11 protein-coding genes, 2 tRNA genes and 5 pseudogenes are annotated in these 14908 nt (G+C 50.2%); 10 read left to right on the forward strand and 8 right to left on the reverse strand.

The features are described from left to right. Positions 1-91 precede the first annotated feature (91 nt). The 5 genes and pseudogenes from osmY to holD all read right to left on the reverse strand — a co-directional run bounded on the left by osmY (position 92) and on the right by holD (position 4299). A pseudogene (osmY, locus tag CRI63_RS06725) lies at positions 92-698 on the reverse strand (molecular chaperone OsmY). Positions 699-1099: 401 nt separating this feature from the next. Further along, the gene (gene prfC / locus CRI63_RS06730) at positions 1100-2689 is read right to left on the reverse strand and encodes a peptide chain release factor 3 (RefSeq protein WP_000175943.1); all 1590 of its coding nucleotides are present in this window, start codon (positions 2687-2689) and stop codon (positions 1100-1102) included. Between the two features lie 90 nt (positions 2690-2779). Continuing rightward, positions 2780-3456, reverse strand: a pseudogene (gene yjjG / locus CRI63_RS06735) (pyrimidine 5'-nucleotidase). Between the two features lie 14 nt (positions 3457-3470). After that, positions 3471-3917: a ribosomal protein S18-alanine N-acetyltransferase gene (rimI, locus tag CRI63_RS06740; RefSeq protein WP_001092450.1), complete on the reverse strand. Its 447-nt coding sequence runs from the start codon at positions 3915-3917 to the stop codon at positions 3471-3473. After that, a complete protein-coding gene (gene holD, locus CRI63_RS06745) occupies positions 3886-4299 on the reverse strand; it encodes a DNA polymerase III subunit psi (RefSeq protein ID WP_130204768.1) in 414 nt (137 codons plus the stop codon). Before holD ends, rimI begins: the two co-directional genes overlap by 32 nt. Before the next feature lie 102 nt (positions 4300-4401). Here holD and rsmC point away from each other — a divergent pair, with 102 nt between their 5' ends. The 3 genes from rsmC to CRI63_RS06760 all read left to right on the forward strand — a co-directional run bounded on the left by rsmC (position 4402) and on the right by CRI63_RS06760 (position 5946). Further along, on the forward strand, positions 4402-5433 hold the full coding sequence (gene rsmC, locus CRI63_RS06750; protein WP_130214378.1) for a 16S rRNA (guanine(1207)-N(2))-methyltransferase RsmC: 1032 nt from the start codon (positions 4402-4404) through the stop codon (positions 5431-5433). Positions 5434-5740: 307 nt separating this feature from the next. After that, positions 5741-5827: transfer RNA gene (locus tag CRI63_RS06755), tRNA-Leu, on the forward strand. Between the two features lie 32 nt (positions 5828-5859). Beyond that, a tRNA-Leu gene (locus CRI63_RS06760) sits at positions 5860-5946 on the forward strand. Positions 5947-5984: 38 nt separating this feature from the next. On the opposite strand, the gene CRI63_RS06765 is transcribed toward CRI63_RS06760, so the two are convergent. After that, entirely contained in the window at positions 5985-6221 is a 237-nt protein-coding gene (locus tag CRI63_RS06765; protein WP_130216543.1) for a DUF1435 domain-containing protein, read from the reverse strand. Between the two features lie 140 nt (positions 6222-6361). Here CRI63_RS06765 and fhuF point away from each other — a divergent pair, with 140 nt between their 5' ends. Beyond that, entirely contained in the window at positions 6362-7150 is a 789-nt protein-coding gene (fhuF, locus tag CRI63_RS06770) for a siderophore-iron reductase FhuF (protein ID WP_130259584.1), read from the forward strand. Positions 7151-7187: 37 nt separating this feature from the next. Here the strand turns inward: fhuF and bglJ are convergent. Together bglJ and CRI63_RS06780 are read right to left on the reverse strand one after the other, a co-directional pair. After that, positions 7188-7867: pseudogene (bglJ, locus tag CRI63_RS06775) on the reverse strand (DNA-binding transcriptional activator BglJ). Beyond that, positions 7825-8549: pseudogene (locus CRI63_RS06780) on the reverse strand (response regulator transcription factor). Before CRI63_RS06780 ends, bglJ begins: the two co-directional pseudogenes overlap by 43 nt. A gap of 628 nt (positions 8550-9177) precedes the next feature. Between CRI63_RS06780 and CRI63_RS06785 the strand changes: the two are divergent. The 6 genes and pseudogenes from CRI63_RS06785 to opgB all read left to right on the forward strand — a co-directional run bounded on the left by CRI63_RS06785 (position 9178) and on the right by opgB (position 14888). Then, on the forward strand, positions 9178-9948 hold the full coding sequence (locus CRI63_RS06785) for a threonine/serine exporter ThrE family protein (RefSeq protein WP_135518927.1): 771 nt from the start codon (positions 9178-9180) through the stop codon (positions 9946-9948). Continuing rightward, complete coding sequence (locus CRI63_RS06790; protein WP_130204757.1) at positions 9939-10412, forward strand: threonine/serine exporter; 474 nt, start codon at positions 9939-9941, stop codon at positions 10410-10412. Before CRI63_RS06785 ends, CRI63_RS06790 begins: the two co-directional genes overlap by 10 nt. A gap of 106 nt (positions 10413-10518) precedes the next feature. Further along, complete coding sequence (dnaT, locus tag CRI63_RS06795) at positions 10519-11058, forward strand: primosomal protein DnaT (RefSeq protein ID WP_130221693.1); 540 nt, start codon at positions 10519-10521, stop codon at positions 11056-11058. 6 nt (positions 11059-11064) lie between these two features. Beyond that, positions 11065-11799, forward strand: a pseudogene (gene dnaC, locus CRI63_RS06800) (DNA replication protein DnaC); the annotation flags it as partial. A gap of 48 nt (positions 11800-11847) precedes the next feature. After that, the gene (gene yjjA, locus CRI63_RS06805; protein ID WP_135519011.1) at positions 11848-12342 is read left to right on the forward strand and encodes a DUF2501 domain-containing protein YjjA; all 495 of its coding nucleotides are present in this window, start codon (positions 11848-11850) and stop codon (positions 12340-12342) included. Between the two features lie 254 nt (positions 12343-12596). Beyond that, entirely contained in the window at positions 12597-14888 is a 2292-nt protein-coding gene (opgB, locus tag CRI63_RS06810) for a phosphatidylglycerol--membrane-oligosaccharide glycerophosphotransferase (RefSeq protein ID WP_135518929.1), read from the forward strand. The last annotated feature ends 20 nt before the right edge of the window (positions 14889-14908 follow it).

Genomic DNA, 14908 nt, shown 5'->3' on the forward strand with positions numbered 1-14908 from the left:
GATATGAGCGTGAAAATCACTCAATGCGATATTTTTAGTGTGGTGCACATCGCGCCTCCCGACAAAGTTCGGGAGAACGAATTACGACGAATTACTTAGTTTTCAGATCATTTTTAACGCTTTTCACACCATCTACCGCTTTGGCGATACTTTCAGCACGGTCGCTTTGTGCCTGGGAATCGACGGTACCGGAGAGCTGAACCACGCCGTCGGTGGTTTCAACTTTCACATGACGGGAAGGGACGATGTCATCCGCCAGCAGTTTGGCTTTGATTTCACTGGTGGTGGCGGTGTCACCCGCATAGCCCTTCACAGAGCCTTCTTTAGCGTCGCGAACGTGCAGTTTGTCGCTGACAGAGGTCACGCCTTCAACGCCTTTCGCCACTTTCACAGCCTCTTCGGCCTGGGCCTGGCTTTCAACGAAACCGCTCAGGGTCACAACTTTTTTGATCGGTTTTGACAGAGATATCAGTGCTCTTGATGTTGTCATGATCCACCAGGGCCGCCTTCACTTTCGCGGTGATGGCGCTGTCATCCATGAAATTACCGACTTTATTCATAGAGCTATCGACTTTTTGCCCTGCGCTTTCATTGGTTGTCTGCGCGCTGTTTTCCGCAAAAGCAGAGCCGGTCGCGACGGCAGAGGTCAACATTACAGCCAGCAGAGTTTTCGAAATCTTCAGTCTTGTCATAGTCATCGATTTATTCCTGTATGTTTGCTCGTAATTTGAGCCAGGCAACACGAGGTTGCATTGCTGAAAGGGAGAGACTTCACCCTGTACAGAAGTCAATGGTCGCCATCACAAAAGCGATGAGTGATGAATAACGACCATTACAGCCTCTGAATCAGTTATTAATATCAATCGGATGACAGTTAACGGTTTTAAATACTGATATTTACGTATTGATCGGTATTTAAAGCCGTCACAAATGTCATCACTTTGTTAAATATAGATCACAATTTTGAAACCGCTCGCCGTATCGACTAAAAAACGCGCAAACATAAGCAAAAGCGAATGTTTTAAGAACATTCCGCAAGCGGCTAATAAGGAAGGGAAATTGACAGGGCGCGGCGGTTACCGCGCCCTGGAGGCAAGAATTAATGCTCGCGGGTCTGGTGGAACTGAACGTCCGGGTAACGCTCCTGCGCCAGGCGCAGGTTGACCATGCTGGTAGCGATGTAAGCGAGATTGTCGCCGCCATCCAGCGCCAGTTGGCTTTCGTTCTTACGCTTGAACTCTTCGAATTTCTTCGCGTCCGCGCATTCTACCCAGCGAGCGGTGGCGACGTTGACTGACTCATACACCGCTTCGACGTTGTATTCGCTCTTCAGGCGCGATACCACCACATCAAACTGCAGCACACCAACCGCACCAACGATCAGATCGTTGTTGGAGATCGGACGGAACACCTGCACTGCGCCCTCTTCGGAAAGCTGTACCAGCCCTTTGAGCAGCTGTTTTTGCTTCAGCGGATCTTTCAGGCGGATGCGACGGAACAGTTCTGGTGCGAAGTTCGGAATACCGGTGAACTTCATCATCTCACCTTGGGTAAAGGTGTCGCCGATCTGAATAGTGCCGTGGTTGTGCAGACCAAGGATGTCGCCCGGATACGCTTCTTCAACGTGCGAACGGTCACCCGCCATAAAGGTCAGCGCGTCGGAGATCACCACATCTTTCGCGGTGCGCACCTGGCGCAGTTTCATGCCTTTTTCATATTTACCGGACACCACACGCATAAACGCCACGCGGTCGCGGTGTTTCGGGTCCATGTTGGCCTGAATTTTAAATACGAAGCCGGTAAATTTATCTTCGCTCGCTTCTACGGTACGGGTATCGGTCTGACGCGGCATCGGCGCAGGCGCCCACTCCACCAGGCCATCCAGCATATGATCAACGCCGAAGTTCCCCAGCGCAGTACCGAAGAATACCGGAGTGATTTCGCCCGCAAGGAACAATTCTTTGTCGAACTCGTTAGACGCGCCTTTCACCAGTTCCAGTTCGTCACGTAGTTGTTGTGCCAGATCTTCACCGACAGCTGCGTCGAGATCCGGGTTATTCAGCCCTTTAACAATGCGGACTTCCTGAATGGTGTGGCCTTTACCGCTCTGATAGAGATAGGTTTCATCTTTATAAAGGTGGTACACGCCTTTAAACAGCTTGCCGCAGCCAATCGGCCAGGTGATCGGCGCACAGCCGATTTTCAGCTCGTTCTCAACTTCATCGAGCAGTTCCATCGGGTCGCGGATATCACGGTCAAGTTTGTTCATAAAGGTGAGGATCGGTGTATCGCGCAGACGGGTAACTTCCATCAGCTTACGGGTACGATCTTCAACACCTTTTGCGGCGTCGATAACCATCAGGCAGCAGTCCACCGCCGTCAGGGTACGATAGGTATCTTCCGAGAAGTCTTCGTGCCCCGGGGTGTCGAGCAGGTTAACCAGGCAATCGTGATACGGAAACTGCATCACAGACGTAGTAATGGAGATCCCACGCTGCTTTTCCATCTCCATCCAGTCCGACTTGGCGTGCTGGTTAGAACCACGGCCTTTTACTGTACCGGCGGTCTGAATGGCCTGTCCGAACAGCAGCACCTTCTCGGTGATGGTGGTTTTACCGGCGTCCGGGTGAGAAATAATGGCAAAAGTGCGGCGCTTCGCCACCTCTTGCAAATAAGGAGACAACGTCATAATTCTTTCTTCTTGAGTAAGCGGCATCGCGCCGCGCTTGTTGAAAACGAAAAATTGCGGCTATTTTACCCATCAACGGGGGGGAGGCAATCAGTGTTTACACAGGAGCTGCTCCAGTTCGTGCAACGAAGAGACGGTCCAGGTGGGCGCGATGCCTTCTGGTTGCTCGCGATTGTGCGCATTCAGCCAGCAGGTCGCAAGCCCGGCGTTGATGCCACCGAGAATATCGGACTCGGCAGTGTCGCCAACCATCAGCACGCGTGAACGGTCAGGATTGCCTGCCTGTTCCAGCGCATAATCGAAAATTTTCTTATTCGGTTTGGCAACGCCAACTTCTTCGGAAATCACCAGCAAATCGAAGTAATCACGCAGGCCCGTGCGTTCCAGACGCACTTGCTGCAAGGCGCTAAAACCGTTGGTGATGATGCCGATTTTGGCGTTGCCACGAATGGCGTTAAGCAGGGAAACCGCCCCCGGCAGCGGCGTACAGATTTCCGCCATCGCATTAATAAAGGCGTCGTTGAGTTTACCCGGCTCGACGTTCAGGCGTTCGGCCCAGCTCTCAAAACGCCCGTGCTGAAGCTGTAATGAAGTGATCGCGCCGTTTTGATAATCCACCCACAGTGGCTTGTTAACGGCTGATAGTCCTGAAAATCTTCAGCGGTAAAGGTGACGCTGTAATCAAGAAACATCCGCTGCAGGCCGGTGAATGAGTCAAAGGTAAACAGCGTTTCATCGGCATCAAAGAAAATCCAGTCCCACTTCATTATTCCACCTTGTCTTACATACTGATTGGCAACGCCATGATGATGGCGTCTTCGCGACCGTCCGTGGTGGGGTAGTAATTGCGGCGAATCGTCGCCTCGTTAAAGCCTAAACTTTCGTACAGGGCAATGGCGGCAGCGTTTGAGGCACGGACTTCCAGCCATAGCGTCGCCACGCCGCGTTTTTCCAGTTCGTCGATCAGATGTTCCAGCAGCGCCCTTCCCAGTCCCTGACGCTGATAGTCAGGATCGACCGCAATATTGAACAATGTAGCTTCATCCAGCACCACTTGCGTAATCGCAAACGCCGCCATTTTGCCGTTTTGCGTTAACTGAAAGTTGAGATAACGCTCGCCCTGATTGCTGGCAAACGTTTTTTCACTCCACGGAAAGGCGTGGGCGCGTTGTTCAATGTGGAAAGCCGCTGGTAAATCAGTCGTTTCGAGGGAAGAAATCGTGTTCATATGTGCAAATTTGTTGCCATAACGCGGCGCGTGCCGTTGGGTTTGCCCGTAATTCGGTGAGCGCCGGTGATGCCACCTGAGCGCCTTCCAGTGATAGCGGTTCGTCAGTACCCAACCGCCAGCTGTTGCAGCGACTGCCTTGCGGCAGCATCGCGATCCTATCTGGCGTCAGTTGCAGCACTTGATCGGGGCTGACGGTTAATGCACGCAGAACGTCGCTCACCAGGGGATCGGTCAGGGCGGGAAGATCGTTTGCCACCATCACCAGACGGACGTGTGCCGGGATCGCAATGGCAATCTCCCCCTGCAACGCGCCAGGGCGACGCAGCGACCACTGGGTAATGCCCAGTTGCTGTAACTGCCAGTCTCGTCGGGATGTCATAGCGAATCGCTCCTGTTGTCAGGGGCGCAAATATAGCAAATTCGTCGATACCGCGCCAACATATGGCTATAATCGCCGCCAGTATCAATTGAGGAGCATTCCATGTCTGCATTTACCCCGGCAAGTGAAGTCTTGCTGCGTCACAGTGATGATTTCGAACAAAGCCGTATTCTGTTTGCCGGAGACTTACAGGATGACCTGCCCGCGCGTTTAGATACCGCGGCCAGCCGTGCTCATACCCAGCAATTCCACCACTGGCAGGTGTTAAGCCGCCAGATGGGAGATAACGCCCGTTTTAGTCTGGTCGCCACGGCGGATGACGTCGCAGATTGCGATACGCTGATTTACTACTGGCCGAAGAATAAACCAGAAGCCCAGTTCCAGTTGATGAATTTACTTTCTCTGCTGCCGGTGGGGACGGATATTTTTGTCGTTGGTGAAAACCGCAGCGGCGTACGCAGCGCCGAGCAGATGCTGGCCGATTATGCGCCGTTGAATAAAGTCGACAGCGCCCGTCGCTGTGGCCTCTATTTTGGTCGTCTGGAAAAACAGCCGGTATTTGATGCCGATAAATTCTGGGGCGAATACAGCGTCGATGGCCTGACGGTCAAAACGCTGCCGGGCGTGTTTAGCCGCGACGGTCTGGATGTCGGTAGCCAGTTGCTGCTCTCGACGTTAACCCCGCACACGAAAGGTAAAGTGCTGGATGTCGGCTGTGGCGCGGGTGTGCTTTCAGTTGCCTTTGCGCGCCATTCGCCGAAAATTCGTCTCACCTTGTGCGATGTCTCTGCACCAGCAGTTGAAGCCAGCAGTGCAACACTTGCGGCCAACGGTGTTGAAGGTGAAGTCTTTGCCAGCAACGTCTTTTCCGAGGTGAAAGGTCGTTTTGATATGATCATCTCCAACCCGCCGTTCCACGATGGGATGCAAACCAGCCTGGATGCGGCGCAAACGCTCATTCGCGGCGCGGTGCGTCATCTTAACAGCGGCGGTGAATTGCGGATTGTAGCGAACGCCTTCCTGCCTTACCCGGATGTGCTGGATGAGACATTTGGCTTCCATGAAGTTATCGCGCAAACCGGTCGCTTCAAGGTGTATCGTGCCATTATGACCCGCCAGGCGAAGAAAGGTTAAGTATCTGGCACCTGTCGCCGCAAGCCTTGTGGGATGCGGCGTGAACGCCTTATTCAACCTACAAAACCTGTACGTTACCCGTAGGCCAGATAAGACGCGCCAGCGTCGCATCTGGCATCTGCACCCGCAAGCCGTGTCGGATGCGGCGTGAACGCCTTATCTGACCGACAAACGAATTATCCACAATCCGCTGATGGCCATTTTTCCAGCAATTACACATCTGGCGATAATTAACTATTGACGAAAAGCTGAAAACCACTAGAATGCGCCTCCGTGGTAGCAATTCTTTTTTAAGAATTGATGGTATGCGAAGGTGGCGGAATTGGTAGACGCGCTAGCTTCAGGTGTTAGTGTCCTTTCGGACGTGGGGGTTCAAGTCCCCCCCCTCGCACCAAACGAGGCGATATCAAAAAGTAAGATGACTGTGCGAAGGTGGCGGAATTGGTAGACGCGCTAGCTTCAGGTGTTTAGTGTCCTCTCGGACGTGGGGGTTCAAGTCCCCCCCTCGCACCAATTATCTTTACTTCCTTTCTTGTTTCTTCCTTGATTTTTCATCCCTGATTCAAATTCATTATCATCAGCATGATGCCAGCACTAAGCGCCAGGCACGATGGTAGCAAAACGTAATGCCGTAACTGTTTGTGATACAGCATCACCGGCGTCAATACTAATCCCATCAGAATGACAATCCGCCACTGATCCGGCGATAAATCCGCATACATCAGCCCTGCAATCAGCAATCCTGGCAGCAACACTCCCCAGCCACTGCCCAGCATACGTTGCAACATGGTTTGATCTCTTTCATTGATAATGATAACCAATATCATATGATAATTTTTATCATTTGCAAGCCAGAGAAATCCCTTGCTATCGGGTAAACCTATCGCTAGGATTAGCAATCATTATCATTTAGATTACTATCACGATTATGGCCTATCGTTCCGCACCGCTCTATGAAGATGTTATCTGGCGAACGCATCTCAAGCCGCAAGATCCCACGCTTGCACAAGCGGTTCGCGCGACGATCGCCGAACATCGTGAACATTTGCTGGAGTTTATCCGTCTGGATGAACCCGCCCCGCTTAGTGCCATGACGCTGGCGCAATGGTCCTCTCCCAATGCGCTAAGTTCTCTACTGGCGGTCTATTCCGATCATATCTACCGCAATCAACCAATGATGATCCGCGAGAACAAACCGCTGATCTCACTGTGGGCGCAATGGTATATCGGCCTGATGGTGCCGCCATTAATGCTGGCGCTGCTGACGCAGGATAAAGCGTTAGATGTGTCGGCGGAACATTTCCACGTTGAGTTTCACGAAACCGGTCGTGCTGCCTGTTTCTGGGTCGATGTGTGTGAAGATAAAAACGCAACATCACATTCGCCACAGCAGCGAATGGAAACTTTAATCAGCCAGGCGCTGGTTCCGGTTGTGCAGGCATTAGAAGCGACAGGTGAAATTAACGGCAAACTTATCTGGAGTAATACCGGTTATTTGATTAACTGGTATCTGACCGAGATGAAGCAGTTGCTTGGCGAGGCGTTAGTTGAATCGCTCCGCCATGCCCTGTTCTTTGAGAAAACGCTCTCCAGCGGCGAAGATAATCCATTGTGGCGCACAGTCGTGCTGCGCGACGGCCTGCTGGTGCGCCGCACCTGTTGCCAGCGTTATCGCTTACCGGATGTGCAACAGTGTGGGGATTGCACGCTGAAATAAGCACACTGCCGGGAGGATAAACCCGGCATTAAGTAGATTAATATGGATGCAACACATTACTTGTTTCTGAAATCCGCATACATAACAGAATATCTGCCGCCTCAAGCAATCCGGCATCAGAACTGACACCCAGTTTCGACATCACATTAAATTTATGCGCGCGGATCGTTTTTATATTGCGTTTAAGCTGTTCAGCAATTTGCGTCATTGAGTAGCCACGCGACATAAACCGTAATATTTCCCTCTCCGTCGGGCTCAGCGTCCGGCTTTGATTAATATACCACTGGTTGTTCAGTCGATCGGTCGCCTGACGTACGCCATTTAATGACAGAAACAGCTCCTGGTGAAAAACATCCAGTGTTGATGCTTTACTTAACACACCATCCAAAGGAGAAGGCGATAATGAGCCAATCAACCGCGCTTCAATATCATCATCCGCAATAACCAAACGCCGGGTACGTGGAAATTTGATTGCCAGCTCAGTCAGACAAGATAATCCCTCCCTGCGCTCAGTTCTCATGGCAGAAAAAAGAAAAAAATGACCGCCGCAAATGAAACCCGCGACATAGCATCCTGAAAAGCCTCCTGGCTGGTATACGTATAGAGTTTATAAGGATTACCCGCAAACTTTCTGAATAAACTCTCAATACCGATACTGCTCATGACGCACTTTTCTATGAGTGCGACATTTCTCTTCTTAATTCGGTTGTGTTCCATTCCGCGGCATCTCCATAAACAGAAGGCAAGTTAAGTTCCCTTGCCCCCTGTGCGCTATTAATCCATGCATACATCTCAGCGTTACTGTGAATTGCCAGCCGACGCATCGCACTGTTTTTTGTGCGCTGATGGTTTTATTGCTTTTCTTAAGCAATGAAGCTATTTGGTTGATGCCCCATCCTTTACCTAACAGCCGCAGTACCTTGCGTTCAGAAAGGGTAAGAATCACGGTGCGATAACCAAATTCCTGAATTTCCGGCATTGCAGGCGAAGTCAGCATGGCGCTGATGCGATCTGCATGGACATTGCCGGAACGAACGGTCTTAACCAGATTCTCAATGGGCTCGATATCGGACAGTAACGTCGCAGTTGGACACATAAGCAGTTCCACCGCCTGAGAGTACCAGGCTCGCGAAACCATGAAAACCCAATGAATTTCCCGGTATTGTGAGATCAATGAATAGTAATGTTCACAAACAGAACGCGGATCTTCTGTTTGTCCGGCTAAATCGGCAATAACTAACCCAGCCCGACGTAATTGTAATATGGTCAGCTCCTCCGCAGAGGTGCTACTCGTTATATCGTATTCAGGGAGATGGGTCCTCATGACCTCTTTTAACCCTGCCTGCATAACGGGTATTTTACTGATAACAATTCCATTTTTGCAGCATCCTGGCAACATATATCCTCCACATCCACTGTCTATAAATTATGATGGTTTATTCAGAATATTCATCCTTTAAATAATTCCAATAAATTAATAGATTCAGCGAATAATTTATCCTTAGCATTCACTTCATATCAGTTTACCCCAGCCACACAAAAAATCCTTTGTATGTTTCAGGAGACTAGCATCAAATAATAACCTGGAAAAATACCTCTGACACATTTAAAATATCTAAATTATGTTGTTAGAAATACTTAATCAACTTCCTCAAAATCAATCAGTTTAAGATATCATTTAAAATAACGAATAAAAGTTAAATGAAACGCCTTTAGCCAGAATATCAAGAAAAAAACCAATAAAAACTGAAGGGTATTTCTTACCAGAAACCGAAAAAAATGATTTCACCGGCCATTACTCAAACGCGTAAAAACAAAACGATAAATTCATTTTAATGATAATATTCATGGAATTATTTATTCCACTCAAAACTTGCATCGCTTCCCTTCAGCGAACTCATCACCGCAACCAGGATTAATCAGCGCAATTTTGATCTTAACCAACGTCAAAACAGCCATGCTTCGTGATACAAAAGGGTTCTCATTTTTTGAAAAATACGCAACGCGTCTATGACAAAGGGCGAGTTATGCAAACAGAGCAACAGCGAGCCGTTACACGGCTATGTATCCAGTGCGGATTATTTCTTTTACAGCACGGGGCGGAGAGCGCGCTGGTTGACGAGCTTTCTTCACGACTGGGTCGGGCGGTAGGGATGGACTGCGTTGAAAGCTCCATCTCTTCCAATGCTATCGTACTGACCACCATTAAAGATGGTCAATGTCTGACATCTACGCGCAAAAACCACGATCGCGGCATTAATATGCATATGGTTACTGAGGTACAACACATTGTGATTCTGGCGGAACATAAGCTGCTGGATTACAAAGGTGTTGAGAAACGTTTTAGCCAAATACATCCCCTGCGCTATCCGCGTTGGCTGGTCGCTTTGATGGTGGGACTCTCTTGCGCCTGTTTCTGTAAACTGAATAACGGTGGTTGGGATGGGGCGTTGATTACATTCTTCGCCAGTATGATCGCCATGTATATCCGCCAGCTACTGGCACAACGCCACCTCCATCCACAAATAAACTTTTGCATCACTGCCTTCGCCGCCACCACAATTTCTGGCCTCCTTCTACAACTTCCGACATTCAGTCATACGCCTACTGTGGCAATGGCGGCCAGTGTTCTTTTACTGGTGCCGGGTTTTCCGTTGATAAATGCTGTAGCCGATATGTTTAAAGGTCATATAAATACCGGACTGGCACGCTGGGCGATTGCCAGCCTGCTGACACTGGCAACCTGCGTTGGCGTGGTGATGGCACTCACAATTTGGGGGCTACGCGGATGGGTGTAATCGAATTTCTCTTAGCATTAGCGCAGGATATGATCCTCGCGGCAATCCCAGCGGTCGGCTTTGCGATGGTGTTCAACGTGCCAATCCGGGCATTACGCTGGTGTGCGCTGCTTGGCGCGATGGGTCATGGTTCACGAATGATTTTAATGACTACCGGACTCAATATTGAGTGGTCGACGTTTATGGCTTCGCTACTGGTCGGCACCATTGGTATTCAGTGGTCGCGCTGGTATCTGGCGCACCCGAAAGTCTTTACCGTGGCGGCTGTCATTCCGATGTTCCCGGGCATCCCGGCGTATACTGCAATGATTTCAGCGGTAAAAATCAGTCAGTTAGGTTACAGCGAACCGTTAATGATTACCCTGTTAACTAACTTTCTTACCGCTTCTTCAATTGTTGGCGCGTTATCCATCGGTCTTTCCGTTCCTGGATTGTGGTTGTACCGCAAGCGCCCCCGCGTATAAAATTGCCTCGCTTAAAGCACATGGATGAGAGGCTGCCTGGCCTCATCCGTGTGTTACTATAAAAGTAATCTCCCTTCTCGTTCATCGTTCCATATTGAGAAACAGTATGTCCTCCAGAGTTTTGACCCCGGACGTCGTTGGTATTGACGCCCTGGTACACGATCACCAAACCGTTCTGGCAAAAGCAGAAGGCGGCATGGTTGCCGTATTTGCCAACAATGCCCCGGCGTTTTATGCCGTTACGCCCGCGCGTCTTGCTGAACTGCTGGCGTTGGAAGAAAAACTGACGCGTCCGGGAAGTGACGTGGCCCTGGACGATCAACTCTATCAGGAACCGCAAGCCGCCCCCGTTGCCGTACCCATGGGCAAATTCGCCATGTACCCAGACTGGCAACCCGATACCGACTTTATCCGTCAGGCGGCATTATGGGGCATGGCGCTAAAAGAGCCGGTGACTGCCGAAGAACTGGCGTCATTTATTGCTTACTGGCAGGCGGAAGGCAAAGTCTTCCATCATGTGCAGTGGCAACAAAAACTGGCGCGCAGCCTGCAAATAGGTCGTGCCAGCAATGGCGGATTAACGAAACGAGATGTGAACACAGTCAGTGAACCTGACAGCCAAATTCCACCGGGATTCAGAGGGTAACGATGAAAAAACGTTGGCGACCTGATGCAACGTCTGCAAAAAATGATGCCAGCCCATATCAAACCCGCCTTCAAAACGGGTGAAGAACTTCTGGCATGGCAGAAAGAACAAGGGGCGCTCCGCGCCGCCGCTCTTGAGCGCGAGAATCGGGCGATGAAAATGCAGCGTACCTTTAACCGCTCTGGCATTCGTCCACTGCATCAAAACTGCTCCTTTGAGAACTATCGTGTTGAGTGCGAAGGGCAGATGAATGCGTTGAGCAAAGCGCGCCAGTATGTCGAAGAGTTCGACGGCAACATCGCCAGCTTTATCTTTTCTGGCAAGCCTGGAACTGGCAAAAACCATCTGGCGGCGGCAATCTGCAACGAACTGCTGCTACGCGGTAAATCCGTATTGATCATCACCGTGGCCGATATTATGTCGGCGATGAAAGATACCTTCAGAAATAGCGGTACCAGCGAAGAACAACTGCTTAACGATCTGAGCAACGTTGATCTGCTCGTGATCGATGAGATCGGCGTGCAGACCGAATCGAAATACGAAAAAGTGATCATCAACCAGATCGTCGATCGCCGCTCTTCTTCCAAACGCCCGACCGGGATGCTGACCAACAGCAATATGGAAGAGATGACCAAGTTACTGGGCGAACGCGTTATGGATCGTATGCGACTGGGTAACAGTCTATGGGTTATTTTTAACTGGGAAAGCTATCGTAGCCGGGTAACGGGTAAAGAGTATTAATCCTCCTTTCCGGCGCTATACTGCGACACAATTCCACCTTGAGTAATGATGATGAAAACTATTAAACACCTTCTGTGCTGTGCCATTGCCACCAGCGCATTAATTTCCACCGGGGTGCATGCTGCGTCCTGGAAAGATGCGCTTTCCAGCGCCGCCAGCGAGCTTGGCAACCAAAACAACACGACACAGGAAGGCGGTTGGTCGCTCGCCTCATTAACTAATCTGCTTAGTAGTGGCAACCAGGCGTTAAGCGCAGACAACATGAACAATGCCGCAGGCATTTTGCAATACTGCGCGAAGCAAAAGCTGGCTTCAGTTACCGATGCGGAAAACATCAAAAATCAGGTCCTGGAGAAGCTGGGCCTGAACAGCGAAGAGCAGAAAGAAGATACCAACTATCTGGATGGCATTCAGGGTTTGCTAAAAACCAAAGATGGTCAGCAGCTTAATCTGGACAACATCGGTACGACGCCTTTGGCTGAAAAGGTAAAAACCAAAGCCTGCGATCTGGTGTTAAAGCAAGGTCTGAACTTTATTTCCTGATCCGCATAACGCCGCGTTTTAGCTATTAAAAAGCTAACGCGGCCCTTCCCCGCTCTTTTCCCTGTTTCTGGTCGTCTTTCCCTCTGTTACACGGGAAGCTTTCTTGCGCAAAAAAGCCTGTTTATAAACTAATTCCTAACAACATCGCATTTTTTTGACACTAGAATTGCAGCTATATGGCAGCACCATTACATTGTGTTTCTCAAAAAATCTTAAACATCGGCTAACCGGCCTGTTTTAGTGAGGATCGCCCGTTGTCAGAACTATTCTCTTTCGCCCTATTTCTCGCCTCTGTGCTGATCTACGCATGGAAAGCGGGACGTAACACCTGGTGGTTTGCCGCCACGTTAACGGTACTGGGGTTATTTGTCGTTTTAAACATTACCCTGTTTGCCAGTGACTATTTTACTGGCGATGGTATTAACGACGCGGTGCTCTATACCTTAACTAACAGCCTGACCGGTGCTGGCGTCAGCAAGTATATCCTGCCGGGAGTGGGTATCGTGCTGGCGCTGGCGGTAGTTTTCGGCGCGCTGGGCTGGATCCTACGCCGACGCCGTCATCATCCTCACCATTTTGGCTACAGCCTGCTGGCGCTCTTACTGGCGCTGGGTTCTGTGGACGCCAGCCCGGCGTTTCGCCAGATAACGGAGCTGGTAAAATCCCAGTCACGCGACGGCGATCCTGACTTTGCGGCTTATTATAAAGAACCGTCGAAAACCATCCCTGCCCCCAAACTTAACCTGGTTTATATCTATGGTGAGAGTCTGGAGCGGACCTATTTTGATAACGACGCTTTTCCGGACCTCACTCCCGAACTGGGCGCACTGAAAAATGAAGGGCTGGATTTCAGTCATACTCAACAACTGCCAGGAACGGATTACACTATCGCGGGCATGGTGGCGTCTCAGTGCGGGATTCCACTGTTTGCCCCGTTTGAAGGTAACGCCTCTGCCTCGGTTTCCAGCTTCTTCCCGCAGAACATCTGTCTTGGCGATATCCTGAAAAACTCCGGTTATCAGAACTATTTTGTGCAAGGGGCTAACCTGCGTTTTGCGGGTAAAGATGTGTTCCTGAAATCACACGGTTTCGACCATTTGTATGGTGCAGAAGAGCTGAAAAGTGTGGTGGCGGATCCGCATTATCGCAACGACTGGGGATTCTACGACGATACCGTGCTGGATGAAGCGTGGAAAAAGTTTGAAGAGCTTTCCCGCTCTGGTCAGCGATTCTCACTGTTTACTCTGACGGTCGATACCCATCACCCGGATGGTTTTATCTCTCGCACCTGCAACCGCAAAAAATATGATTTTGACGGTAAGCCGAATCAGTCATTCAGCGCGGTAAGTTGCAGCCAGGAGAACATCGCGACGTTTATCAATAAAATCAAAGCGTCACCGTGGTTTAAAGATACCGTCATCGTCGTCTCATCTGACCATTTAGCGATGAACAACACGGCGTGGAAATACCTTAATAAACAGGATCGTAACAACCTGTTTTTCGTCATCCGTGGCGACAAGCCACAGCAAGAGACGCTGGCGGTGAAGCGCAACACCATGGATAACGGCGCTACAGTGCTGGATATTCTTGGTGGCGATAACTTTATCGGCCTTGGGCGTAGTAGCCTCTCTGGTCAATCCATGTCGGAAGTGTTCCTCAACTTTAAAGAGAAAGTGCTGGCGTGGAAGCCCGATATCATTCGTCTGTGGAAATTCCCCACCGAGATGAAAGAGTTCACCATTGATCAGAATAAAAACATGATCGCCTTCTCGGGTACCCATTTCCGTCTGCCGCTGCTGTTACGCGTGTCGGATAAACGTGTGGAACCACTGCCAGAAAGCGAATATTCTGCACCACTTCGTTTCCAGTTGGCCGATTTCGCTCCACGCGACAATTTCGTCTGGGTTGACCGTTGCTACAAGATGGCGCAGCTATGGGCGCCAGAGCTGGCTCTCTCCACTGACTGGTGTGTTTCCCAGGGGCAGCTTGGTGGTCAGCAAATTGTTCAACATGTTGATAAAACAACGTGGAAGGGCAAAACCGCATTTAAAGATTCCGTCATCGATATGGAACGCTACAAAGGCAATGTCGATACGCTGAAGATTGTCGATAACGATATTCGCTACAAAGCCGACAGTTTCATTTTTAACGTCGCGGGTGCACCGGAAGAAGTGAAACAGTTTAGCGGGATTTCCCGTCCGGAGTCGTGGGGACGCTGGTCCAACGCGCAACTGGGCGATGAAGTGAAAATCGAGTACAAACATCCTCTGCCGAAGAAATTTGACCTGGTGATCACCGCCAAAGCATACGGTAATAACGCCAGCCGTCCCATTCCGGTACGCGTAGGCAACGAAGAACAAACCATCATACTGGGCAATGAAGTGACCACCACCACGCTGCATTTCGATAACCCAACCGATGCCGACACACTGGTAATTGTGCCGCCGGAACCTGTCTCAACCAACGAAGGGAATATCCTCGGACACTCGCCGCGTAAGCTCGGCATTGGCATGGTGGAAATTAAAGTGGTGGCGCGTGAAGGATAATTCCTGACTGATTTGTAGGT

The sequence above is a fragment of the Escherichia sp. E2661 genome (assembly GCF_004745185.1).
Taxonomy (GTDB): Bacteria; Pseudomonadota; Gammaproteobacteria; order Enterobacterales; family Enterobacteriaceae; genus Escherichia.

Coding starts and splice junctions, on each gene's coding strand:
- fhuF (WP_130259584.1), top strand. CDS start 6,362: ATGGCCTATCGTTCCGCACCGCTCTATGAAGATGTTATCTGGCGAACG.
- holD (WP_130204768.1), bottom strand. CDS start 4,299: ATGACATCCCGACGAGACTGGCAGTTACAGCAACTGGGCATTACCCAG.
- CRI63_RS06785 (WP_135518927.1), top strand. CDS start 9,178: ATGCAAACAGAGCAACAGCGAGCCGTTACACGGCTATGTATCCAGTGC.
- prfC (WP_000175943.1), bottom strand. CDS start 2,689: ATGACGTTGTCTCCTTATTTGCAAGAGGTGGCGAAGCGCCGCACTTTT.
- rimI (WP_001092450.1), bottom strand. CDS start 3,917: ATGAACACGATTTCTTCCCTCGAAACGACTGATTTACCAGCGGCTTTC.
- yjjA (WP_135519011.1), top strand. CDS start 11,848: ATGATGAAAACTATTAAACACCTTCTGTGCTGTGCCATTGCCACCAGC.
- dnaT (WP_130221693.1), top strand. CDS start 10,519: ATGTCCTCCAGAGTTTTGACCCCGGACGTCGTTGGTATTGACGCCCTG.
- CRI63_RS06765 (WP_130216543.1), bottom strand. CDS start 6,221: ATGTTGCAACGTATGCTGGGCAGTGGCTGGGGAGTGTTGCTGCCAGGA.
- rsmC (WP_130214378.1), top strand. CDS start 4,402: ATGTCTGCATTTACCCCGGCAAGTGAAGTCTTGCTGCGTCACAGTGAT.
- CRI63_RS06790 (WP_130204757.1), top strand. CDS start 9,939: ATGGGTGTAATCGAATTTCTCTTAGCATTAGCGCAGGATATGATCCTC.